This is a genomic window from Burkholderia arboris (assembly GCF_902499125.1).
GTDB classification, from domain to species: domain Bacteria; phylum Pseudomonadota; class Gammaproteobacteria; order Burkholderiales; family Burkholderiaceae; genus Burkholderia; species Burkholderia arboris.
The window spans coordinates 1-19,699 of sequence record NZ_CABVPX010000034.1; the positions used below are offsets into that span (position 1 = coordinate 1).

Annotated in this window: 18 protein-coding genes; 6 read left to right on the forward strand and 12 right to left on the reverse strand. The window is 67.1% G+C overall.

What is annotated here, in order from left to right; genetic code table 11:
• The 4 genes from mrdA to BLA15945_RS30585 all read right to left on the reverse strand — a co-directional run.
• The coding region (gene mrdA, locus BLA15945_RS30570) for a penicillin-binding protein 2 (RefSeq protein ID WP_174994143.1) at positions 1-2,083 on the reverse strand (2,083 nt) is incomplete at its 3' end.
• 94 nt (positions 2,084-2,177) lie between these two features.
• Positions 2,178-2,690: a rod shape-determining protein MreD gene (mreD, locus tag BLA15945_RS30575; protein ID WP_009687274.1), complete on the reverse strand. Its 513-nt coding sequence runs from the start codon at positions 2,688-2,690 to the stop codon at positions 2,178-2,180.
• Entirely contained in the window at positions 2,687-3,754 is a 1,068-nt protein-coding gene (gene mreC / locus BLA15945_RS30580) for a rod shape-determining protein MreC (RefSeq protein WP_174994144.1), read from the reverse strand. Before mreC ends, mreD begins: the two co-directional genes overlap by 4 nt.
• Before the next feature lie 126 nt (positions 3,755-3,880).
• Entirely contained in the window at positions 3,881-4,924 is a 1,044-nt protein-coding gene (locus BLA15945_RS30585) for a rod shape-determining protein (protein ID WP_004189550.1), read from the reverse strand.
• A 367-nt stretch (positions 4,925-5,291) separates the two neighbouring features.
• On the opposite strand from BLA15945_RS30585, the gene gatC reads away from it, so the two are divergent.
• From gatC to BLA15945_RS30610, 5 genes are all read left to right on the forward strand, one after another.
• Positions 5,292-5,591, forward strand: coding sequence for an Asp-tRNA(Asn)/Glu-tRNA(Gln) amidotransferase subunit GatC (gatC, locus tag BLA15945_RS30590; protein WP_006477478.1), 300 nt, complete (start codon positions 5,292-5,294; stop codon positions 5,589-5,591).
• Between the two features lie 69 nt (positions 5,592-5,660).
• Positions 5,661-7,151, forward strand: a complete 1,491-nt coding sequence (gene gatA, locus BLA15945_RS30595; RefSeq protein WP_059232912.1) for an Asp-tRNA(Asn)/Glu-tRNA(Gln) amidotransferase subunit GatA — start codon at positions 5,661-5,663, stop codon at positions 7,149-7,151.
• 4 nt (positions 7,152-7,155) lie between these two features.
• Positions 7,156-8,631, forward strand: coding sequence for an Asp-tRNA(Asn)/Glu-tRNA(Gln) amidotransferase subunit GatB (gatB, locus tag BLA15945_RS30600; protein WP_059232913.1), 1,476 nt, complete (start codon positions 7,156-7,158; stop codon positions 8,629-8,631).
• A 118-nt stretch (positions 8,632-8,749) separates the two neighbouring features.
• The gene (locus BLA15945_RS30605) at positions 8,750-9,589 is read left to right on the forward strand and encodes a polyphosphate kinase 2 family protein (RefSeq protein ID WP_059232914.1); all 840 of its coding nucleotides are present in this window, start codon (positions 8,750-8,752) and stop codon (positions 9,587-9,589) included.
• Between the two features lie 41 nt (positions 9,590-9,630).
• The gene (locus tag BLA15945_RS30610; RefSeq protein ID WP_174994145.1) at positions 9,631-10,404 is read left to right on the forward strand and encodes an exodeoxyribonuclease III; all 774 of its coding nucleotides are present in this window, start codon (positions 9,631-9,633) and stop codon (positions 10,402-10,404) included.
• A gap of 87 nt (positions 10,405-10,491) precedes the next feature.
• Here BLA15945_RS30610 and BLA15945_RS30615 read toward each other — a convergent pair whose 3' ends face one another.
• Positions 10,492-11,544, reverse strand: a complete 1,053-nt coding sequence (locus BLA15945_RS30615; protein ID WP_174994146.1) for an NAD(P)-dependent alcohol dehydrogenase — start codon at positions 11,542-11,544, stop codon at positions 10,492-10,494.
• 227 nt (positions 11,545-11,771) lie between these two features.
• Between BLA15945_RS30615 and BLA15945_RS30620 the strand changes: the two genes are divergently transcribed.
• A complete protein-coding gene (locus BLA15945_RS30620; protein ID WP_059232917.1) occupies positions 11,772-12,716 on the forward strand; it encodes an AraC family transcriptional regulator in 945 nt (314 codons plus the stop codon).
• A gap of 23 nt (positions 12,717-12,739) precedes the next feature.
• Here BLA15945_RS30620 and BLA15945_RS30625 read toward each other — a convergent pair whose 3' ends face one another.
• The 7 genes from BLA15945_RS30625 to argB form a co-directional block, all read right to left on the reverse strand.
• A complete protein-coding gene (locus BLA15945_RS30625; RefSeq protein ID WP_059232918.1) occupies positions 12,740-13,792 on the reverse strand; it encodes a M48 family metallopeptidase in 1,053 nt (350 codons plus the stop codon).
• On the reverse strand, positions 13,782-15,203 hold the full coding sequence (locus BLA15945_RS30630; RefSeq protein WP_174994147.1) for an AmpG family muropeptide MFS transporter: 1,422 nt from the start codon (positions 15,201-15,203) through the stop codon (positions 13,782-13,784). The genes BLA15945_RS30625 and BLA15945_RS30630 overlap by 11 nt, the downstream gene beginning before the upstream one ends.
• A gap of 119 nt (positions 15,204-15,322) precedes the next feature.
• Positions 15,323-15,931 carry a methionine biosynthesis protein MetW gene (gene metW, locus BLA15945_RS30635; RefSeq protein WP_059232920.1) on the reverse strand — a complete coding sequence of 203 codons (609 nt, stop codon included), beginning with the start codon at positions 15,929-15,931 and terminating at the stop codon, positions 15,323-15,325.
• Positions 15,928-17,073 (reverse strand): homoserine O-succinyltransferase MetX, encoded by a 1,146-nt coding sequence (gene metX, locus BLA15945_RS30640; protein WP_059232921.1) that lies wholly within the window; start codon positions 17,071-17,073, stop codon positions 15,928-15,930. The genes metW and metX overlap by 4 nt, the downstream gene beginning before the upstream one ends.
• 270 nt (positions 17,074-17,343) lie before the next feature.
• On the reverse strand, positions 17,344-18,012 hold the full coding sequence (gene slmA / locus BLA15945_RS30645) for a nucleoid occlusion factor SlmA (RefSeq protein WP_174994148.1): 669 nt from the start codon (positions 18,010-18,012) through the stop codon (positions 17,344-17,346).
• Complete coding sequence (locus tag BLA15945_RS30650; RefSeq protein WP_059232923.1) at positions 17,979-18,770, reverse strand: pyrimidine 5'-nucleotidase; 792 nt, start codon at positions 18,768-18,770, stop codon at positions 17,979-17,981. The genes slmA and BLA15945_RS30650 overlap by 34 nt, the downstream gene beginning before the upstream one ends.
• Positions 18,767-19,666 (reverse strand): acetylglutamate kinase, encoded by a 900-nt coding sequence (gene argB / locus BLA15945_RS30655; RefSeq protein WP_006490510.1) that lies wholly within the window; start codon positions 19,664-19,666, stop codon positions 18,767-18,769. Before argB ends, BLA15945_RS30650 begins: the two co-directional genes overlap by 4 nt.
• Between the last annotated feature and the right edge of the window lie 33 nt (positions 19,667-19,699).

Sequence of the window (19,699 nt, forward strand, 5' to 3'; positions counted from 1 at the left end):
CAGCCGACGCGGCCGATGCAGCCGATGCGGCATCGGCTGCGCTGGCCGCGGTCGGCACGACCGGCTGCGGCAGCGCGGTGAAGCCGGCCGCGACGGCGGCGGGCTTCGAGGCGTCGCCGACCACGGGCGTGCTCACCGGCTCGGTCGCCGACGCCGCGGCGGCCACGGCCGCGGCCTCGTTCTTCGGGTTCAGGCGGTCGATCAGGTAGTAGTCGAGCACGCGGCGCGCGATCGGGCCCGCGGCCTGCGCACCCCAGCCGCCGTTCTCGACGACCAGCGCCACCGCGATCTGCGGGTGGTCGACCGGCGCATATGCGATGAACAGCGCATGGTCGCGCAGGTGCTCGGCGAGCAGGTGGCCCTTGTAGTTCGAGCCCTGCAGCGAGAACACCTGCGCGGTACCGGTCTTGCCGGCGGCGAGGTACGGGGCGCCGCGGAACACCTTGTACGCGGTGCCGGACGGGTTCTCGATCACGTTCTCCATCCCGCGCTTCACGACGTCGATGTCGGCCTGCTTGAGCGGGATCACCTCGCTTTCCTTCGGCACGGTCAGGTGGCGCCCGCGCGTGATCGGATCCTCGACTTCCTTCACGAGGTGAGGCTTCATCACGACGCCGTTGTTCGCGAGCGTCGCGGTCGCGTGCGCGAGCTGCAGGATCGTGAACGAGTTGTAGCCCTGGCCGATCCCGAGGCTGATCGTCTCGCCGTCGAACCACTTCTGCTGTGCGGCCTTCTTGAACGCCTTCTTCTTCCAGTCGGTCGACGGCAGAATCCCGCGCGCCTCGCCCTGGATGTCGATCCCGGTGATCTGGCCGAAGCCGAACGGCTTCATGAAGTTCGCGATCGAGTTCACGCCGAGGTCGCGCGCGAGCATGTAGAAGTAGGTGTCGTTCGACACCATGATCGCCTTGTTCATGTCGACCCAGCCCTGGCCCGAACGCACGTCGTTGCGGAACGTGTGGCCGCCGAACGTGAAGTAGCCGGGATCCTGGAAGCCCCAGCCCGGCGTGCGCTTGCCGAGCGTCAGGCCCGCGAGCGCCATGAACGGCTTGTACGTCGAGCCGGGCGGGTAGGTGCCGTGCAGCGGGCGGTTCAGGAGCGGCTTGTCGGGCGAGTTGTTCAGTTCGTCCCAGGTCTGCTGGTCGATGCCGTCGACGAACGAGTTCGGGTCGAAGCTCGGCGACGACACGAACGCGAGCACGTCGCCCGTCTTCGGCTCGATCGCGACGAGCGCGCCGCGCTTGCCGGCGAACGCCTGTTCGGCGACCTGCTGCAACGCGATGTCGAGCGACAGCACGAGGTTGTTGCCGGGCGTCGCCTGCGTGCGCGACAGCGTGCGCACCGGCCGGCCGCCGGCCGTCACCTCGACTTCCTCGAAGCCCGTCAGCCCGTGCAGCTCGGTCTCGTAGCTCTGCTCGACGCCGATCTTGCCGATGTAGTCGGTGCCCTTGTAGTTGTTCGCGTCGCGGCGCGGATCGTAGTGTTCCTGGTCGCTGTCGTTGTCGTCGCTCATCGCGTCGATGCGATCCTGGTCGCGCTTCGAGATCCGGCCGATGTAGCCGATCACGTGCGCGGCCGTCATGCCGAGCGGGTACTGGCGGAACAGGCGCGCGCGCACGTCAACGCCGGGGAAGCGGAAACGCTGCGCGGTGAAGCGCGCGACTTCCGCGTCGGTGAGCCGCGTGCGGATCGGCAGGCTCTCGAAATTCTTCGAGTCTTCCTGCAGCTTCTTGAAGCGGCGGCGGTCGCGGGCGTCGATCGGGATGATCTCGGACAGCTTGTCGATCGTGTTGTCGAGCGTGTCGTCGAGCTTCGACGGCGTGATCTCGAGCGTGTACGCCGAATAGTTCTTCGCGAGGATCACGCCGTTGCGGTCGGTGATGATCCCGCGGTTCGGCACGATCGGCGCGACCGAGATGCGGTTTTCCTCGGCCTGCAGCGCGTATTTGCCGTGCTGCATCAACTGCAGGTAGAAGAAGCGGCTCGCGAGCAGCCCGAAGCAGACGAACACGAACACGCCCGCCGCCGCGACGCGCAGGCGGAACTTCGAGAGCTGCTGTTGGGTGTCGTTGAATTCGGTCATGCGGTTACAGTCGATCCGGCCCGCGCGGGCGGGCGAGGTGCCGCCCCTGGGCGCAACGGGCGTGGGGGCGGCGGGTATTCAAGGTCGGTCCGGCTCAGATGGGGCGCGTATCGTCCGGATCGACCGGGCGGCGTTGCGGCATCAGCAGCAGGTGGCTCGCGATCGGCCACAGCGCGGCTTCGACGAAGCCGTCGACCAGGTAGCGCCAGCCCGGGAACGCGGCGCCCATCACGAGGCGAATCACGAACGGCACGAGCTGCGCGACGACGAGCAGCGGCGTGACATACAGCACCTGCACGCCGATCGGCATCCACAGCACGCGGCGGTGGATCGTGATCGCGCCGTACGACAGCAGCGTATAGGCGAGCGCGTGCTCGCCGAGCAGTCCCGCGTCATGCACGTCCATCAGGATGCCGAGCGCGAACGCGACGCCCATCCCGACCTTGCGCGGCTGGTGGATGTTCCAGAACAGCAGCACGAGCGCGACGAAGTCGGGCACGCCGGGCAGGCGGCCCCACGGCATCAGGTTCAGCAGGAACGCGGCGGCGAGGCTGAAGACGATGAAGTACGGATTGACCGGCTGCAGGATGTATTGCGGGCGGTTCATCGCTGGGCTCCTGGTTGCCCGGCCGCGGGCTTCGCGGGCGCGGCGGCCGGCCTGGCCGGGGCGGCGGGCGCCGCCGGCGCAGGCTTCGCGGCGGGCTGGGCCGCGGCGGCCGGCTTCGCGTTCGCGTCGGCTTTGTCCGCCTTCTCGCCCTTCGCGGCGGCTTTCGCGCCCTTCTTGCCCTTCGCATTCTTGTCGGCGGCCGGATCGGGCTCGACCGGGCGCGGCGGGATGTCGTTCTGGTAATGCAGCACGAGCATCTGGCGCGCGCCGCGCACGGCGGCGACCGGCGCGCAGGTCACGCGTGCGAATGCGGTATCGGCGAGCTTGTCGACGCGCGCGACCTTCGCAACCGGCAGGCCGGGCGGATAGACGCCATCGAGGCCGCTCGTGACAAGCTCATCGCCGGCGACGAGATCCGCGCTCGTCGGCACGAAGCGCAGGTCGAGCGAATCGCCCTTCGGCGTGCCGTAGATCACGCTGCGCAGGCCGGTGCGCAGCACCTGCACGGGAATCGCGAGATCGCGGTCGGTGACCAGCGTGACTTCGGCCTGCAGCGGGAACACGCGCGTGACCTGGCCGATCACGCCGTCTTCGCTGACGACGGGCGAGCCGTTCTGGATGCCTTGCTGCGAGCCTTGCCCGACCACGATCTTCTGCGTGAACGGATCGCTGGTGTCGTACTGGATCTCGACCGGCGTCGATTGCGTCGCGATGTGCTGGCGCAGTTCGAGCACCGCGCGCAGGTGCGCGTTTTCCTGCGTGAGCACGGCGGCCTGGTTGGCCTGCGTGGACAGTTGCAGGTTGCGTTTGCGGAGGTCGTCGTTCTCGTGGCGCAGCGATGCGCCGGTGACGGCGATGTCGGCCGCGCCCATGAACAGGTCGCGCGGCACGAGCGCTGCGCGCTGCAGCGGATAGAGCACGGTGCCGAGCACGCCGCGCACGATTTCGAGCGTGCTGAAGCGCGCGTCCGACACCAGGAGCGCGATGGCGAGGGCAACGAAGAAGATGAGCCGCGCAAGCGCGGGCGGACCTTGCTTGAAGAGGGGCGGCGGACTGTATTCCATGGTCGGCGCCGGGCGCGTGTGATCGGTTAAATGATGCTCAGACGCGCAAACGGCGCGGCGGTTCGTTCTAAACGAGCGATCCGGCCACGCCGCGGGTGCGTCATATCAACGAAACAGCTTAGACGATCACTCGTACGAGAAGATGCTGCCCAGCTTGTCCATGCGCTCGAGCGCCATGCCCGAACCGCGCACGACGCAGGTGAGCGGATCTTCGGCGACGAGCACCGGCAGGCCGGTTTCTTCCGCGAGCAGGCGGTCGAGGTCGCGCAGCAGCGCACCGCCGCCCGTCAGCATCATCCCGCGTTCGGCGATGTCGGCGCCGAGTTCCGGCGGCGTCTGCTCGAGCGCGATCTTCACCGACGACACGATCTGGTTCAGCGGATCGGTCAGCGCTTCGAGGATTTCGTTGCTGGAGATCGTGAAGCTGCGCGGGATGCCTTCCGACAGGTTGCGGCCCTTCACTTCCATTTCCTTGACTTCGGAGCCCGGGAACGCGGAGCCGATTTCCTTCTTGATCGCCTCGGCGGTCTGTTCGCCGATCAGCATCCCGTAGTTGCGGCGGATGTAGTTGACGATCGCCTCGTCGAACTTGTCGCCGCCGACGCGGACAGAACCCTTGTACACGATGCCGCCGAGCGAGATCACGCCGACTTCGGTCGTGCCGCCGCCGATGTCGACGACCATCGAGCCGGTGGCTTCCGACACCGGCAGGCCCGCGCCGATCGCGGCCGCCATCGGCTCCTCGATCAGGTAGACCTGCGATGCGCCGGCGCCGTGTGCGGCTTCCTTGATCGCGCGGCGCTCGACCTGGGTCGAGCCGCACGGCACGCAAATGATGATGCGCGGCGACGGCGAGAACATGCGCGATTCGTGAGCGGTCTTGATGAACTGCTTGATCATCTGCTCGGTGACGGTGAAGTCGGCGATCACGCCGTCCTTCATCGGGCGGATCGCCTCGATGTTGCCCGGCACCTTGCCGAGCATCTGCTTGGCTTCCTTGCCGACCGCCTGGATCGTCTTCTTGCCGTTGGGGCCGCCTTCCTGGCGGATCGACACGACGGACGGTTCATCGAGCACGATGCCCTTGCCGCGCATGTAGATCAGGGTGTTTGCGGTGCCGAGGTCGATCGCGAGATCGTTGGAGAAGTAGCTGCGCAAAAAACCGAACATTCAGAATCCTGTTTCGCTCTGGGCCGGCCCTGCATAGCGAGCGCTGAGGGCGGCAGCGGAAAAAATAACAGCCTCGGGAAGCGTGGCGGAAGCGGCCGCCGCGGCGCACGAAGCTGCGAGTGATGTCTACCGGGGATCGCACGATGCACGCACGGCTTGCCGAAGTGGGGCGAAACGGTGCGGGAAAAGGCTGCCGGGTTTGGGTCGAACGCGTAATGATACCTTATAATTTCACGGTATTTGAATCGAAACGGGCGGTATTTTTGCCGCTTCGGCCCCGATTTTTGAGGGTGGGATCGCACCCTCCAACCCCCCGCCGCAGTGCTGCTTTTGATGCGCTGCGCAGCCTTGTTTTTCCGGTGATCGCATGGCCCTGACCCTGACCGATGTGAAACGCATCGCGCACCTGGCGCGACTCGAAATGGCCGACGCCGACGCCGAGCACATGCTCGGCCAGCTCAATGAATTCTTCGGCCTCGTCGAGCAGATGCAGGCGGTGGATACCGCCGGCATCGCGCCGCTCGCCCACCCGATCGAACAGATCCAGGAAGTCGCGCAGCGCCTGCGCGACGACGCCGTGACGGAAGTCGTCAATCGCGACGACAACCAGCGTCCGGCGCCGGCCGTCCAGGACGGCCTCTATCTCGTGCCGAAGGTGATCGAGTAAGCATTCGATGACAAGCGCGCCGGCCGCCTTGCGCCGCGCGCCACCCAGAATTCCCAGGAAAACCACTCAATGCACGCAAAAAGCCTGACCGAACTGCGCGCCGCGCTCGCCGCCAAGGAATGCTCGGCCGTCGAGCTCGCGCAGCACTACCTGAAACGGATCGACGCCGCACGCGACCTGAACGCGTTCGTCCATGTCGACGCCGATCTGACCCTCGCGCAGGCGAAAGCCGCCGACGCGGCGCTCGCGCGCGGCGCGGGCGGCGCGCTCACCGGCCTGCCGATCGCGCACAAGGACGTGTTCGTCACGCGCGGCTGGCGCTCGACCGCCGGCTCGAAGATGCTCGCGAATTACGAGAGCCCGTTCGACGCGACCGTCGTCGCCCGCCTGCAGGCGGCCGGCATGGTCACGCTCGGCAAGACCAACATGGACGAGTTCGCGATGGGCTCGTCGAACGAGAATTCCGCGTTCGGCGCGGTGAAGAACCCGTGGGACACGAACGCGGTGCCGGGCGGCAGCTCGGGCGGCAGCTCGGCCGCCGTCGCCGCGCGTCTCGCGCCGGCCGCGACCGGCACCGACACCGGCGGTTCGATCCGCCAGCCCGCTTCGTTCGCGGGCGTGACGGGCATCAAGCCGACCTACGGCCGCGTGTCGCGCTACGGGATGATCGCGTTCGCGTCGTCGCTCGACCAGGGCGGCCCGATGGCGCAGAGTGCGTCCGACTGCGCGCTGCTGCTGAACGCGATGGCCGGCTTCGACGAGCGCGACTCGACGAGCCTCGAGCGCGACGACGAGGATTTCACGCGCCACCTCGGCCAGCCGTGGACGGCCGGCAACGACGCGGGCAAGCCGCTCGCGGGCCTGCGCATCGGTTTGCCGAACGAGTATTTCGGCGAAGGCCTCGCCGACGACGTGCGCGCGACGATCGACGCGGCGCTGAAGCAGTATGAAGCGCTCGGCGCGACGCTCGTGCCGGTATCGCTGCCGAAGACGGAACTGTCGATCCCCGTGTACTACGTGATCGCGCCGGCCGAAGCGTCGTCGAACCTGTCGCGTTTCGACGGCGTGCGCTTCGGCCATCGCGCCGCGCAGTACGGCGACCTGCTCGACATGTACAAGAAGTCGCGCGCCGAAGGCTTCGGCCCCGAGGTGAAGCGCCGCATTCTGGTCGGCGCGTACGTGCTGTCGCACGGCTACTACGACGCGTACTACCTGCAGGCGCAGAAGATCCGCCGCATCATCGCGAACGATTTCCAGGAAGCGTTCAAGTCCTGCGACGTGATCATGGGCCCGGCGTCGCCGACGGTCGCATGGGATCTCGGCGCGAAGGGCGACGATCCGGTGCAGATGTATCTCGCGGATATCTACACGCTGTCGGTGAGCCTCGCCGGCCTGCCCGGCATGAGCGTGCCGTGCGGCTTCGGCGCGGGCGCGAACGCGAAGCGCCCGGTCGGCCTGCAGATCATCGGCAACTATTTCAACGAAGCCCGGATGCTGCAGGTCGCCGACGCGTTCCAGCGCGCGACCGACTGGCACAAGCAAGTTCCGGCAGGGGTGTAAGCATATGGCTACTCAATGGGAAGTCGTTATCGGTCTCGAGACGCACGCGCAACTGTCGACCGTCTCGAAGATTTTCTCGGGCGCGTCGACGCAGTTCGGCGCCGAGCCGAACACGCAGGCCTGCCCGGTCGACCTGGCGCTGCCGGGCGTGCTGCCGGTGCTGAACCGCGGCGCGGTCGAGCGGGCGATCCGCTTCGGTCTCGCGATCGGCTCGACCATCGCGCCGCGCAGCATCTTCGCGCGCAAGAATTACTTCTACCCCGATCTGCCGAAGGGCTATCAGATCAGCCAGTACGAGATTCCGGTCGTGCAGGGCGGCCAGATCACGATCCAGGTGCCCGCCAACGAAAAGGCCGGCAAGGCAGCGTACGAGAAGACGGTCAACCTGACCCGCGCGCACCTCGAGGAAGATGCGGGCAAGTCGCTGCATGAAGACTTCGCGGGCGCGACGGGGATCGACCTGAACCGTGCGGGCACGCCGCTGCTCGAGATCGTCACCGAGCCGGAAATGCGCAGCGCGGCCGAGGCCGTCGCCTACGCGAAGGCGCTGCACGGGCTCGTCGTGTGGCTCGGCATCTGCGACGGCAACATGCAGGAAGGCTCGTTCCGCTGCGACGCGAACGTGTCGGTGCGCCCGGTCGGCCAGGAGAAGTTCGGCACGCGCGCGGAAATCAAGAACCTGAACTCGTTCCGGTTCCTCGAGGAGGCGATCAACTTCGAAGTCCGTCGCCAGATCGAGCTGATCGAGGACGGCGGCGAAGTCGTGCAGGAAACGCGCCTCTACGATCCGGACAAGCGAGAGACGCGTTCGATGCGCAGCAAGGAAGACGCGCACGACTACCGCTACTTCCCCGACCCCGACCTGATGCCGCTCGTGATCGGCCAGGACTGGGTCGAGCGCGTGCAGTCGGGCATGCCCGAACTGCCGGCCGCGATCCAGCAGCGCTTCGTCGACGAGTACGGCGTGTCTGCGTACGACGCGGGCGTGCTGACCACGAGCAAGGCGATGGCCGCTTACTTCGAGGCGGTGGTCGCGAAGGCCGGCGCGGCGAACGCGAAGATCGTCGCGAACTGGCTGATGGGCGACGTGTCGTCGCAGCTGAACCGTGACGGCATCGAGATCGACGCGATCCCCGTGTCGGCCGCGCAGCTCGCGCTGCTGCTGCAGCGCATCGCCGACGGCACGATCTCGAACAAGATCGCGAAGGAAATCTTCGCGGCGATCTGGGACGAGAAGGCGACCGACGAAGGCGCGGCCGACCGGATCATCGACGCGAAGGGGCTGAAGCAGATCTCCGACACCGGCGCGCTGGAAGCGATCATCGACGAAGTGCTCGCGGCGAACGCGAAGTCGGTCGAGGAATTCCGCGCAGGCAAGGAAAAGGCGTTCAACGCGCTGATCGGCCAGGCGATGAAGGCGACGAAGGGCAAGGCCAATCCGCAGCAGGTCAACGAACTGCTGAAGAAGAAGCTCGGCTGAGCATGACCGCGCGCCTGAACCGCGCTTGACGACGGGCCGCTCCGAACCAGTTCGGGGCGGCCCGTTGCGTTTGGTGGATGCGTTATCGTATGCATCACACCGTCCAACGGAGGAACGAATGGCGAAACAACCGTCGCTCGACGATTTCCGCGTGCCCTACAGCACGCGCGAGAAGGAAGCCGCCGCATTCAAGCTCGATGCGTTCGACCCGGGCGCGAAGCCGTTTTCGTCCGGCTCGAAGGACGCCGACCGCGAACGCCTGTCGGCCGTGTCGACCGAGCTCGACACGCAGCAGGAGCGCCTGCACACGCAACAGAAGAAGCGCGTGCTGCTCGTGCTGCAGGGGATGGACACCAGCGGCAAGGACGGCACCGTGCGCGCGGTGTTCCGCGATGTCGACCCGCTCGGCCTGCGCATCGTGCCGTTCAAGGCGCCGACGCCGATCGAGGCCGCGCACGACTTCCTGTGGCGCGTGCATGCGCAGGTGCCGGCCGCGGGCGAGCTCGCGATCTTCAACCGCAGCCACTACGAAGACGTGCTCGTGCCGCGCGTGCTCGATGCGATCGACAGCAAGGAGTGCGAGCGCCGCTACCGGCAGATCCGCGATTTCGAGACGATGCTGGTCGAGAACGGCACGACGATCATCAAGTGTTTCCTGCACATCTCGAAGGACGAGCAGCGCGAGCGGCTGCAGGCGCGCATCGACGATCCGGCCAAGCACTGGAAGTTCGACATCTCCGACCTCGACGCGCGCAAGCACTGGGAGGCGTACCAGTCCGCGTACCGCGACGCGCTTGCCGCGACGTCGGCCGAGCATGCGCCGTGGTACGTGATCCCGGCGGATTCGAAGACGCACCGCAACGTGATGATCGCCGAGCTGCTGCTGCGCGCGATGACCGACATGAAGCTGGAATTCCCGCCGCCGAAGCCCGAGCTCGAAGGCGTGAAGATCCGTTAAGCTGCCACCCTGTAAAAACATCGAACTGAACGGAACCCGACATGATGCGAGTGATTACCGCCAACCTGAACGGCATCCGCTCCGCCGCGAAGAAGGGCTTCTTCGAATGGCTCGGCGAACAGAACGCCGATTGCGTGTGCGTGCAGGAAATCAAGGTATCGGCCGACGACCTGCCGGCCGAATTCGTCGAGCCGCACGGCTTCAAGAGCTATTTCCACCACGCCGAGAAGAAGGGCTACAGCGGCGCGGGCGTGTACAGCCGCCGCGAGCCCGATGACGTGATCATCGGCTTCGGCAGCAGCGAATTCGATACCGAAGGGCGCTACGTCGAGGCGCGCTACGGCAAGCTGTCGGTCGTGTCGGTGTACGTGCCGTCCGGCTCGAGCGGCGAAGAGCGCCAGCAGGCGAAGTACCGCTTCATGGACGAATTCATGCCGCACCTCGCCGCGCTGAAGAAGAAGCGCGAAGTGATCCTGTGCGGCGACGTGAACATCGTCCACAAGGAAATCGACATCAAGAACTGGAAGAGCAACCAGAAGAACTCGGGCTGCCTGCCGGAAGAGCGCGAGTGGCTCACGAAGCTGTTCGACGATGTCGGCTACGTCGACGTATTCCGCACGCTCGACCCGCGCGCCGAGCAGTACACGTGGTGGAGCAACCGCGGCCAGGCGTACGCGAAGAACGTCGGGTGGCGGATCGATTACCAGATCGCGACGCCGGGCGTGGCCGGCACCGCGAAAAGCACGTCGATCTTCAAGGACATCAAGTTCAGCGACCATGCGCCGCTGACGATCGACTACGACTACAAGAAGTGATCGCCGGCGCTGCGCCGCGTCGCGCAGCCGCCGAATGCAAAACGGGCCGCATGTCGGACATGCGGCCCGTTTCGTTTGACGCGGCGCTTACTGCCTGAGCGACGCCATGTCGATCACGAACCGGTACTTCACGTCGCTCTTCAGCATCCGCTCGTAAGCGGCGTTGATCTGCTGCATCGGAATCGTTTCGACATCCGACGTGATCCCGTGCTCCGCGCAGAAGTCGAGCATTTCCTGCGTTTCCGCGATCCCGCCGATCAGCGAGCCCGCGAGGCGGCGGCGCTTGAAGATCAGGTTGAACACCTGCGGCGACGGGTGATCGTGTTCCGGCGCGCCGACGAGCGTCATCGTGCCGTCGCGCTTCAGCAGGTGCAGGAACGGGTTCAGGTCGTGCTGCGCGGCGACCGTGTTCAGGATGAAGTCGAAGCTGTTCAGGTGCGCGTTCATCTGCGCTTCGTCGTTCGAGATCACGACTTCGTGCGCGCCGACGCGCTTGCCGTCCTCGATCTTCGACGGCGACGTCGTGAACAGCACGACGTGCGCCCCCATCGCGCGCGCCAGCTTCACGCCCATGTGGCCGAGGCCGCCGAGCCCGACGATGCCGACCTTCTTGCCGGGACCGACGTTCCACTGCCGCAACGGCGAGTAGGTCGTGATCCCCGCGCACAGGAGCGGCGCGGCGCCGGCCGGGTCGAGCGTCTCGGGCACGCGCAGCACGAACGCCTCGTCGACGACGAGCTGCGTCGAATAGCCGCCGAACGTGACGTCGCCCGTCACGCGGTCCTGGCCGTTGTAGGTGCCGACGAAGCCGTTCTCGCAGTATTGCTCGAGGCCGTCGGCGCAGCTCGGGCAGGTGCGGCACGAATCGACGAGGCAGCCGACGCCGACCAGCTCGCCGACCTTGAAGCGCGAGACCTGCGCGCCGGTCGCGGTCACGCGGCCGACGATTTCATGGCCCGGCACGACCGGGTAGATCGTGTTGCGCCATTCGTTGCGCGCCTGGTGCAGGTCCGAGTGGCAGACGCCGCAGTAGAGGACGTCGATCTGGACGTCGAGGTCGCGCAGCGCGCGACGCTGGAATTCGAACGGGGCGAGCGGCGACTGCGAATCGGTCGCCGCGTAGGCATAGGTAGTGCTCATGCGGTGGGCTCCTTGTCCGGAACGGATCCGGCGAAACAGACTGCCGTCGCATCATGTGGCGATGCGGCGAGGCAGGACGTCATCGTAAGGAGCGCGACGCCGCGGCGAAATACACGAAGGTCTGGAAGATTTGCCTATTCCTCTTGAACTGCACGCTAACAGCCGTCAAAACGCATTCAAGGTGCTACATTGCGAGCCAGATTCTCTTGCCGGACAGGACCACGCCGATGAGCTTCCAGCCCCTTTTGGCCGACGCGGGCGACCGCGTGCAGCGCCGCATGATCGAGCTGCACACGCGCCTCGCGCCGAACGATGGCGACACGCTCGCGGCGCTCGACGGCGTGCGCTTCATCCGCGTGACCCGTCCCGCGCCGCGCATGCCGGTGCTGTACGAGCCGAGCATCATCGTCGTGTGCCAGGGGCGCAAGCTCGGCTATCTGGGCGATCGCTCGTTCGTGTACGACGCGCAGCAGTACCTGGTGTTGTCGGTGCCGCTGCCATTCGAGTGCGAGACGTTCGCGAGCATGGACGAGCCGTTTCTCGCGATCTCGATCCGCGTCGACCTCGCGGTGATCGCCGAGCTCGCGATCCTGCTGGACGAGACGCTCGGCGCCGCCGCCAGCGAACCGCTCGGCGTCTATTCAACGCCGCTCGACGCGCCGCTGGCCGACGCGGTCGTGCGGCTGCTCGAAGCGCTCGCGTCGCCACACGACACGCGCGTGCTGGGGCCCGCGATCATGCGCGAGATCGCGTATCGCGTGCTGACGGGCGAGCAGGGCGACGCGATGCGCGCGGCGCTCGTGCAGCAGCATCACTTCGGCCGCATCGCGAAGGCGTTGCGGCGTATCCATGCGGAGCTGAAGGCCGACCTCGATGTCGAGACGCTCGCGCGCGAGGCCGGGATGAGCCTCGCGGTGTTCCATGCGCAGTTCAAGCACGTGACGGCGACGTCGCCGATGCAGTACGTGAAGGCCGCGCGGCTGCACCAGGCGCGGTTGATGATGGTGCAGGACGGGGTGGGCGCCGGTACGGCGGCCGCGCGCGTCGGCTATGCGAGCGCGTCGCAGTTCAGTCGCGAATTCAAGCGGCTGTTCGGCCGCAGCCCGGGTGACGAGGTGCGCTGGATGCGCGAAAGCGGCGTTCGTCCGATCGCGGCCGCGGTGGACGCTTAGCGTTCGATGTCACGCGGCGGCGCTCAGCGCCGCACGACCTTGCGCCGCTGCGCGCTGATGCCTGCGTAGTCGGGCAGCGTGTCGACGCGCTTGCCGGTCGCCTTCGCGTACAGCGGCATCAGGTCCGGCAGCCGGTTCAGCAGATCCTGGCGCCGCGCGGTGCTGTACGGGTGCGTGTAGATGAAGCCGGTGGCCTTGTTCGCGCGCGTCGCAACCGCGAGCTTGTCCCACAGCGTGATCGCGGCGCGCGGATCGAAGCCCGCGCGGGCGGCGATGTCGCCGCCGATCACGTCGGCTTCGGTCTCGTCGGTCGGGTCGTAGTGGAGCGCCTGCAGGCGCTCGCCGAGGTTCAGCGCCTGCGGCAGCGGATCGCCGACGCCAAACAGCGGCGGCAGCGCGGCGGCGCGCAGCGACGTCTGCGAGGCCGTGCTGAAGTTGCTGCGCGCGTGTTCGCGCAGCGCATGCGCGATGCCGTGCGCGAGCAGCACGCCGAGCTCGTCGTCGTTCAGGCGGACGCGGTCGAGCATGCCGCCGTACACGAGCACCTTGCCGCCCGGCAGGCAGGTCAGGCGGATGTCGCGCGAGCGGATCGCGTTGACGTCCCAGTTCCAGCTCTTCACGCGATCGTTCCACTTCACCGAATACGGCGCGAGCTTCGCGACGATCGCGCGCAGGCGCTTCACGCGCGGCTGGTTCGCGGGCAGCAGCCGGTTGCTGTCGGCGGCGGCCTGCACGATCTGCGCGTATTCGTTCGCGGTGAGCTGTTCGAGCAGCGGCGACGGGATCAGCGTACGGAACGCGATCGCGTTGCCGTAGCGCACCTGCTGCGGCGTCGGCGTATAGGCCTTTGCCGGCACCGCGGCGCCGGTCGGCTGCGCGGCTTCGGCGGCGGACGGCGCGACGGGTGCGGTGGACGTTGCGGGCGCGGTTGGCGTGGCGGGTGCGGCAGCCGGCGTGGTGCCCGCGCCAGTCGCAGCGGTGTCGGACGCGTGCGCGAACGTCGCGGCGAGTGCCGCGGCGCCGATGCTCAACGAGGCCGCAACGCGCGCGACGCGGTGCAGGCGGTCACTGCGCACGGCTGGCCTCGCCGTTGCGTGCGGTACCGTTCCACGGCGCGATCTTGAACAGCAGCAGCATGCCGGGAATCGCGAGCGCGGTACACACGATGAAGTAGTCGAACCAGCCGATCTTCGCGACGACGAAACCGCTCGCAGCCGACGCGAGCGTGCGCGGCACCGACGCGAGGCTCGTGAACAGCGCGAACTGCGTGGCCGTGTAGCGCGGGTCGGTCGTGCTCGCGATATACGCGACGAACGCGGCCATCGTCAGGCCCGTCGTGAAGGTTTCGAAACCGTAGACGATTGCGAGCGCGACCGTCATCGGGCTGAATTGCGGCGTGACGGCGATGCCGAACACCGACAGTGCCGATGCGATCGCGTGGCTCGTCGAGACGGTGAAGTCGTAGAGCATCGCGAGCGCCGGCGAGCCGGGGCCGAGCTGCGCGAGCCACGCGAAGCCGAGCGTCGACACCATCTGCAGCGCGCCGAAGATCCACAGCCCGCGGCCGATGCCGATCTTCACGAGCCAGATGCCGCCGATGATGCCGCCGGCGACGCTCGCGACGAGCGCGGTGGTTTTCGCGACGATGCCGATTTCGGTGCGCGTGAAGCCGATGTCGAGGAAGAACGACGTCGACAGCGTGGTCGCCATCGTGTCGCCGATCTTGAACAGGAAGATGAACGCGATCACGAGCAGCGCGCCGGCCCAGCCGTCGCGCTGGATGAATTCGCGGAACGGCAGCACGATCGCGTCGCGCAGGTTGCGCGGCGGCACGCCGACCACTTCCGGCTCGCGCACGAGCAGCGTCATCAGGATGCCCGGCAGCATGAACGCGCCGGTGAGTGCGAACACGGCGTCCCACGGCATGTGGTCGGACAGGATCAACGCCAGCGAGCCGGGAATCAGCGCGGCGAGCTTGTATGCGTTCACGTGCACCGCGTTGCCGAGGCCCTGCTCGGTATCGCGCAGCAGCTCGCGGCGGTACGCGTCGATCACGATGTCGGAGCTCGCGCCGAAGAACGCGACGAGCGTCGTGAGCGCGGCCACCGTCCAGATCGAGTCGCGCGGCGACACGAAGCCGAGCGCGGCGATCGCACCCGCGACCAGCACCTGCGTGAGCAGCATCCAGCCGCGCCGGCGGCCCGGCCGCCAGCCGGGCAGGCGCGGGATGTAGCGGTCCATCAGCGGCGCCCACAGGAACTTCCACGTATACGGGAACTGGATCAGCGCGAACAGGCCGATTTCCTTCAGGTTCACGCCCTCGGAGCGCAGCCATGCCTGCACGAGGTAGACGAGCGTGAAGAGGGGCAGACCTGACGTGAAGCCGAGGAACACGCAGATCAGCATGTGCGTGTTCAGATAGGCTCGCCAGCCGGGGTGCTCCTCGTGAGCGGTGAGTGCGGGCGCCTCGTGTGGCGTTTTCGACATGGACTGGAACTGGGTAGCGTTGACTGATTGCGGCGGCAGCGCAGGCGGCGGCGCGGGTGGCACAGAAGCGCGGCCGCACGAGCGTGCGGGCCGTCGGCGTCCGTCAACGGCCCCCTGGCTCAGCTGCGCTTGACGCGGTAGACAGCAAGACTACCACGCCAGTTCGCTCCCCATCGAATCGGCTGGCCTTCGTGCAGCACGACGCGATCGAGGATCGTGACGCCGACTTCGGGCGCGAGCGCCTCGAAATCCTTGATCGTCAGCACCCGCACGTTCGGCGTGTTGTGCCACTGGTACGGCAGCGATTTCGACACGGGCATCCGGCCGTGCAGCACCGACAGGCGGTGCGACCAGTAACCGAAGTTCGGGAACGACACGATGCACTCGCGGCCGACGCGCGCCGTTTCGCGCAGGATCGCGGCCGTCTGGTGGATCGTCTGCAGCGTTTGCGACAGGATCGCGATGTCGAAGCTGTGGTCCTCGAACAGGCGCAGGCCGTCCTCGAGGTTCTGCTGGATCACGTTGATGCCGTTCTTCGTGCTCGCGAGCACGCCCGCGTCGTTCAGTTCGATCCCGTAACCGGTGACGTCCAGTTCTTCCATCAGCAGCGACAACAGCGAGCCGTCGCCGCAGCCGAGGTCGAGAACGGTCGAGCGCGGCTCGACCCAGCGGGCGATCGTGCGGAAGTCCGCGCGCGCGGACAGGGAATTCAGCGCTTGCTGGTTCATGCACCCACCTCGTTGGCGATTCGTTCGTAATACGCGCGGATCAGGTTGTGATAGCGCGCGTCGTCGAGCAGGAACGCGTCGTGGCCGTGCGGCGCGTCGATTTCCGCGTAGGTGACCGTGCGCTTGTTGTCGAGCAGCGCCTTCACGATTTCGCGCGAACGTGCGGGCGCGAAGCGCCAGTCGGTCGAGAAGCTCGCGATCAGGTACTTCGCCTGCGTATGCGCGAGCGCGGCCGTCAGGTTGCCGTCGAACGCCTTCGCCGGGTCGAAGTAGTCGAGCGCGCGCGTGATCAGCAGGTAGGTGTTCGCGTCGAAGTAGTCGGCGAACTTGTCGCCCTGGTAGCGCAGGTACGACTCGACCTCGAATTCCACGTCGAAGCTGAAGTTGTACGCGTCGAGCGCGCCGTCGGCGCGGCGCAGCGCGCGGCCGAATTTCTCGGCCATGTCGTCGTCGGACAGGTACGTGATGTGGCCGATCATCCGCGCGACGCGCAGGCCGCGTTTCGGTTTCACGCCGTGCGCGTAGTAGTCGCCGCCGTGGAAATCGGGATCGGACAGGATCGCCGAGCGCGCGACTTCGTTGAACGCGATGTTCTGCGCGGACAGCTTCGGCGTCGACGCGATGTCGATGCAGTGCGCGACGCGCTCCGGATACATCAGGCTCCACGCGAGCGCCTGCATGCCGCCGAGGCTGCCGCCCATCACCGCGGCGAAGCGCTCGATGCCGAACGCGTCGGCAACCCGCGCCTGCGCGTGGACCCAGTCCTCGACGGTGACGACCGGATAGCGCGCACCGTATGGCTTGCCGGTCGACGGATCGACGCTCATCGGGCCGGTCGAGCCGAAACACGAGCCGAGGTTGTTCACGCCGATCACGAAGAAGCGGTTGGTGTCGAGCGGCTTGCCCGGCCCGACCATGTTGTCCCACCAGCCGGTGCTGCGCGGATCGTCCGCGTAGACGCCGGCGACGTGGTGCGACGCGTTGAGCGCGTGGCAGACGAGCACCGCGTTCGAGCGCGCGGCGTTGAGTTCGCCGTACGTCTCGACGACGAGCTGATAGTTGCCGATCACGCTGCCGCTTTGCAAGCGCAGCGGTTCGGCGAAGTGCATGGTCTGTGGAGCGACGATGCCGATCGATTCCATTCGTTCCGCCTTATGACTGGGCAGCTAAATGGTGTCGGCGATGCGCGGAGTCGGAGGTGCGCGGCTGACGACCTCTTTAGCCGCATTTGTAGTGAACCGCCGGGACAAAGACACCATCAACGCCCCGGCCGGTTCGCGCGCCCGCAATCGAGTCAGCAAATCGGCGCGCTTCCGACCTGCCACCCGAGGGGCGGCAAGTCGGCAAAGTATAGCGGAATTTGCGGGAGGCGGATTCCGGCGCGGGCGGCGCGGCGTGTCGTCAGCGTCCCTTCACTGCAGGATCAGCCGCAGATGCGCATCGGCCTGCTCGCCGGGCGGTTTCTGGAATCCGCCTTTCGCGAAGCGGTGCCAGCGGCCGATCACGTAGCTGACGAGCAGGCTCGCCCGCGCGGCCGGGTCGTAATCGGCCGGCAGCGCGAACGGCGCGGCGCCGCCGGGCGCATTCGCCTCCGTGCGCGCGACCCGCAGGCACTGCTTGACGGTGGCTTCGATGCGGTCGAGCAGCTGGTTCACGCGCTCGGTCAGCCGCTCGTCCTCGCCGACCAGCGCCTCTCCGGTCAGCACGCGCGTCATCCCGGGGTTCTTCGCGGCGAAACTGAGCATCGTCAGCGCGATCGTGCGGGCCTGCAGCACGCCGTTCGGTTCCTTCTCGACGATCTGGTTGACGAGGCCGAACAGCGACTGCTCGATGAACTCGATCAGCCCTTCGTACATCTTCGCCTTGCTGGGGAAATGGCGGTACAGCGCGGCTTCGGACACGTCGAGCCGCGCCGCCAGCGACGCCGTCGTGATCTTCTCGCGCTTCGGCGCCTCGAGCATCGTTGCGAGCGTCTGCAGGATGTGCACGCGACGCTCGCCCGGCTTCGGGCGCGTACGGGTGCGGGTGGGTGATGCCTGATCGTCCGTTACGGCTTGGTCCTGCGGGTAAGTCGGCTGCATTTTTGTCGCCCCGATCGTGTGCCCAGTCGGAGCGATTTTAACGAACGAATGCGCTGGTCGACATAGTGGGGACGCCCGGTAACCGGCAGATGGCCCGGCAGGTGGCCGGTGATCCATACCGTGCCGATGCCGAGACGCTTGTAGCGCTTCAGGTGGCCGCGCGTATCTTCGACGAGAATCGCGTCGGACAGGCGCGCATGGGCGGCGCGCAGCGTCCGGCGCAGCATCGTGTGATCGGGCTTCGCGCGCCACGTGCGGCGGTCGCGCATGTGCTCGATCGCGATCACGCGCTCGAACAGCCGCTCGATGCGCAGCTCGCGCAGCACCGCGCGCGCATAGTTCTCCGGCGCGTTGGTCAGGATCAGCTTGCGGCCCGGCAGCGCGGCGACGATGCGCGCGAGGCCGCGCTCGGCGCGGATCATCGCGGGCAGGTCGGAAAACGTGTGGACCACGCGCAGGAAGTCGTGCGGGTCGATCGGATGGTGGCGCGTGAGGCCGAGCAGCGCGGCGCCGTAGCGCTCGGTGTAGTCGTTGCGCAGGCGGTCGGCTTCGGCGCGCTCGACCTGCAGCGTATCGATGATGTATTGCGTCATCGCACGGTTGATCTCGGGAAAGATCGCGTGCGATGCGTGGTGCAGCGTGTTGTCGAGGTCGAACAGCCAGACGGGCGCGCCGGCGCGCGGCCGGCTGCGCGAGATGCGCCGGCGCCGCAGCGGGGCCGGAAGGTCGGGGCTGACTGGCTGGCGGCGCGCGCTCAATGCGAGCGGATCATCGTGCCGAACGGTTGCTCGGTCAGGATTTCCAGCAGCACCGAATGCTCGATCCGGCCGTCGACGATGTGCACCGACTTCACGCCGCTCTTCGCGGCGTCGAGCGCCGACGAGATCTTCGGCAGCATGCCGCCGGAGATCGTGCCGTCCTCGAACAGCGCGTCGATCTCGCGCGCCGACAGGTCGGTCAGCAGGTTGCCGTCCTTGTCCATCACGCCCGGGATGTTGGTCATCATCAGCAGCTTCTCGGCGTTCAGCACGGTCGCGAGCTTGCCCGCGACGAGGTCCGCATTGATGTTGTACGAGAGGCCGTCTTCGCCGAAGCCGATCGGCGAGATCACCGGGATGAACGCGTCGTCCTGCAGCGCCTTCACGACCGCCGGGTTGATCGCCTCGACTTCGCCGACCTGGCCGATGTCGATGTACTGGCCCGGGTTGTCGCGGTCCGGCATCAGCAGCTTGCGTGCGTGGATCAGGCCGCCGTCCTTGCCCGTCAGGCCCACCGCGTGGCCGCCGAAGTGGTTGATCAGCATCACGATGTCCTGCTGCACTTCGCCGCCCAGCACCCACTCGACGACTTCCATCGTCTCTTCGTCGGTGACGCGCATGCCCTGGATGAAGGTGCCGGCCTTGCCGATCTTCTTCAGCGCGTGATCGATCTGCGGACCGCCGCCGTGGACGATCACCGGGTTGATGCCGACCAGTTTCAGCAGGATCACGTCGCGCGCGAAGCCCTGCTTGAGCCGCTCTTCCGTCATCGCGTTGCCGCCGTATTTGATGACCACGGTCTTGCCGTGGTAACGACGGATGTACGGCAGCGCCTCGGCGAGGATTTCTGCTTTCAGCGTGGGGGCGATCTGCGAGAGGTCGATGGGCTCGGACATGGCGGCGGCTCTGGCTGGGAACAGTTGAAACAC

What these genes read in the sequence shown, in the direction of transcription:
- mreD (WP_009687274.1), bottom strand. Translation starts at nt 2,690, where the DNA reads ATGAACCGCCCGCAATACATCCTGCAGCCGGTCAATCCGTACTTCATC.
- mreC (WP_174994144.1), bottom strand. Translation starts at nt 3,754, where the DNA reads ATGGAATACAGTCCGCCGCCCCTCTTCAAGCAAGGTCCGCCCGCGCTT.
- BLA15945_RS30585 (WP_004189550.1), bottom strand. Translation starts at nt 4,924, where the DNA reads ATGTTCGGTTTTTTGCGCAGCTACTTCTCCAACGATCTCGCGATCGAC.
- gatC (WP_006477478.1), top strand. Translation starts at nt 5,292, where the DNA reads ATGGCCCTGACCCTGACCGATGTGAAACGCATCGCGCACCTGGCGCGA.
- gatA (WP_059232912.1), top strand. Translation starts at nt 5,661, where the DNA reads ATGCACGCAAAAAGCCTGACCGAACTGCGCGCCGCGCTCGCCGCCAAG.
- gatB (WP_059232913.1), top strand. Translation starts at nt 7,156, where the DNA reads ATGGCTACTCAATGGGAAGTCGTTATCGGTCTCGAGACGCACGCGCAA.
- BLA15945_RS30605 (WP_059232914.1), top strand. Translation starts at nt 8,750, where the DNA reads ATGGCGAAACAACCGTCGCTCGACGATTTCCGCGTGCCCTACAGCACG.
- BLA15945_RS30610 (WP_174994145.1), top strand. Translation starts at nt 9,631, where the DNA reads ATGATGCGAGTGATTACCGCCAACCTGAACGGCATCCGCTCCGCCGCG.
- BLA15945_RS30615 (WP_174994146.1), bottom strand. Translation starts at nt 11,544, where the DNA reads ATGAGCACTACCTATGCCTACGCGGCGACCGATTCGCAGTCGCCGCTC.
- BLA15945_RS30620 (WP_059232917.1), top strand. Translation starts at nt 11,772, where the DNA reads ATGAGCTTCCAGCCCCTTTTGGCCGACGCGGGCGACCGCGTGCAGCGC.
- BLA15945_RS30630 (WP_174994147.1), bottom strand. Translation starts at nt 15,203, where the DNA reads ATGTCGAAAACGCCACACGAGGCGCCCGCACTCACCGCTCACGAGGAG.
- metW (WP_059232920.1), bottom strand. Translation starts at nt 15,931, where the DNA reads ATGAACCAGCAAGCGCTGAATTCCCTGTCCGCGCGCGCGGACTTCCGC.
- metX (WP_059232921.1), bottom strand. Translation starts at nt 17,073, where the DNA reads ATGGAATCGATCGGCATCGTCGCTCCACAGACCATGCACTTCGCCGAA.
- slmA (WP_174994148.1), bottom strand. Translation starts at nt 18,012, where the DNA reads ATGCAGCCGACTTACCCGCAGGACCAAGCCGTAACGGACGATCAGGCA.
- argB (WP_006490510.1), bottom strand. Translation starts at nt 19,666, where the DNA reads ATGTCCGAGCCCATCGACCTCTCGCAGATCGCCCCCACGCTGAAAGCA.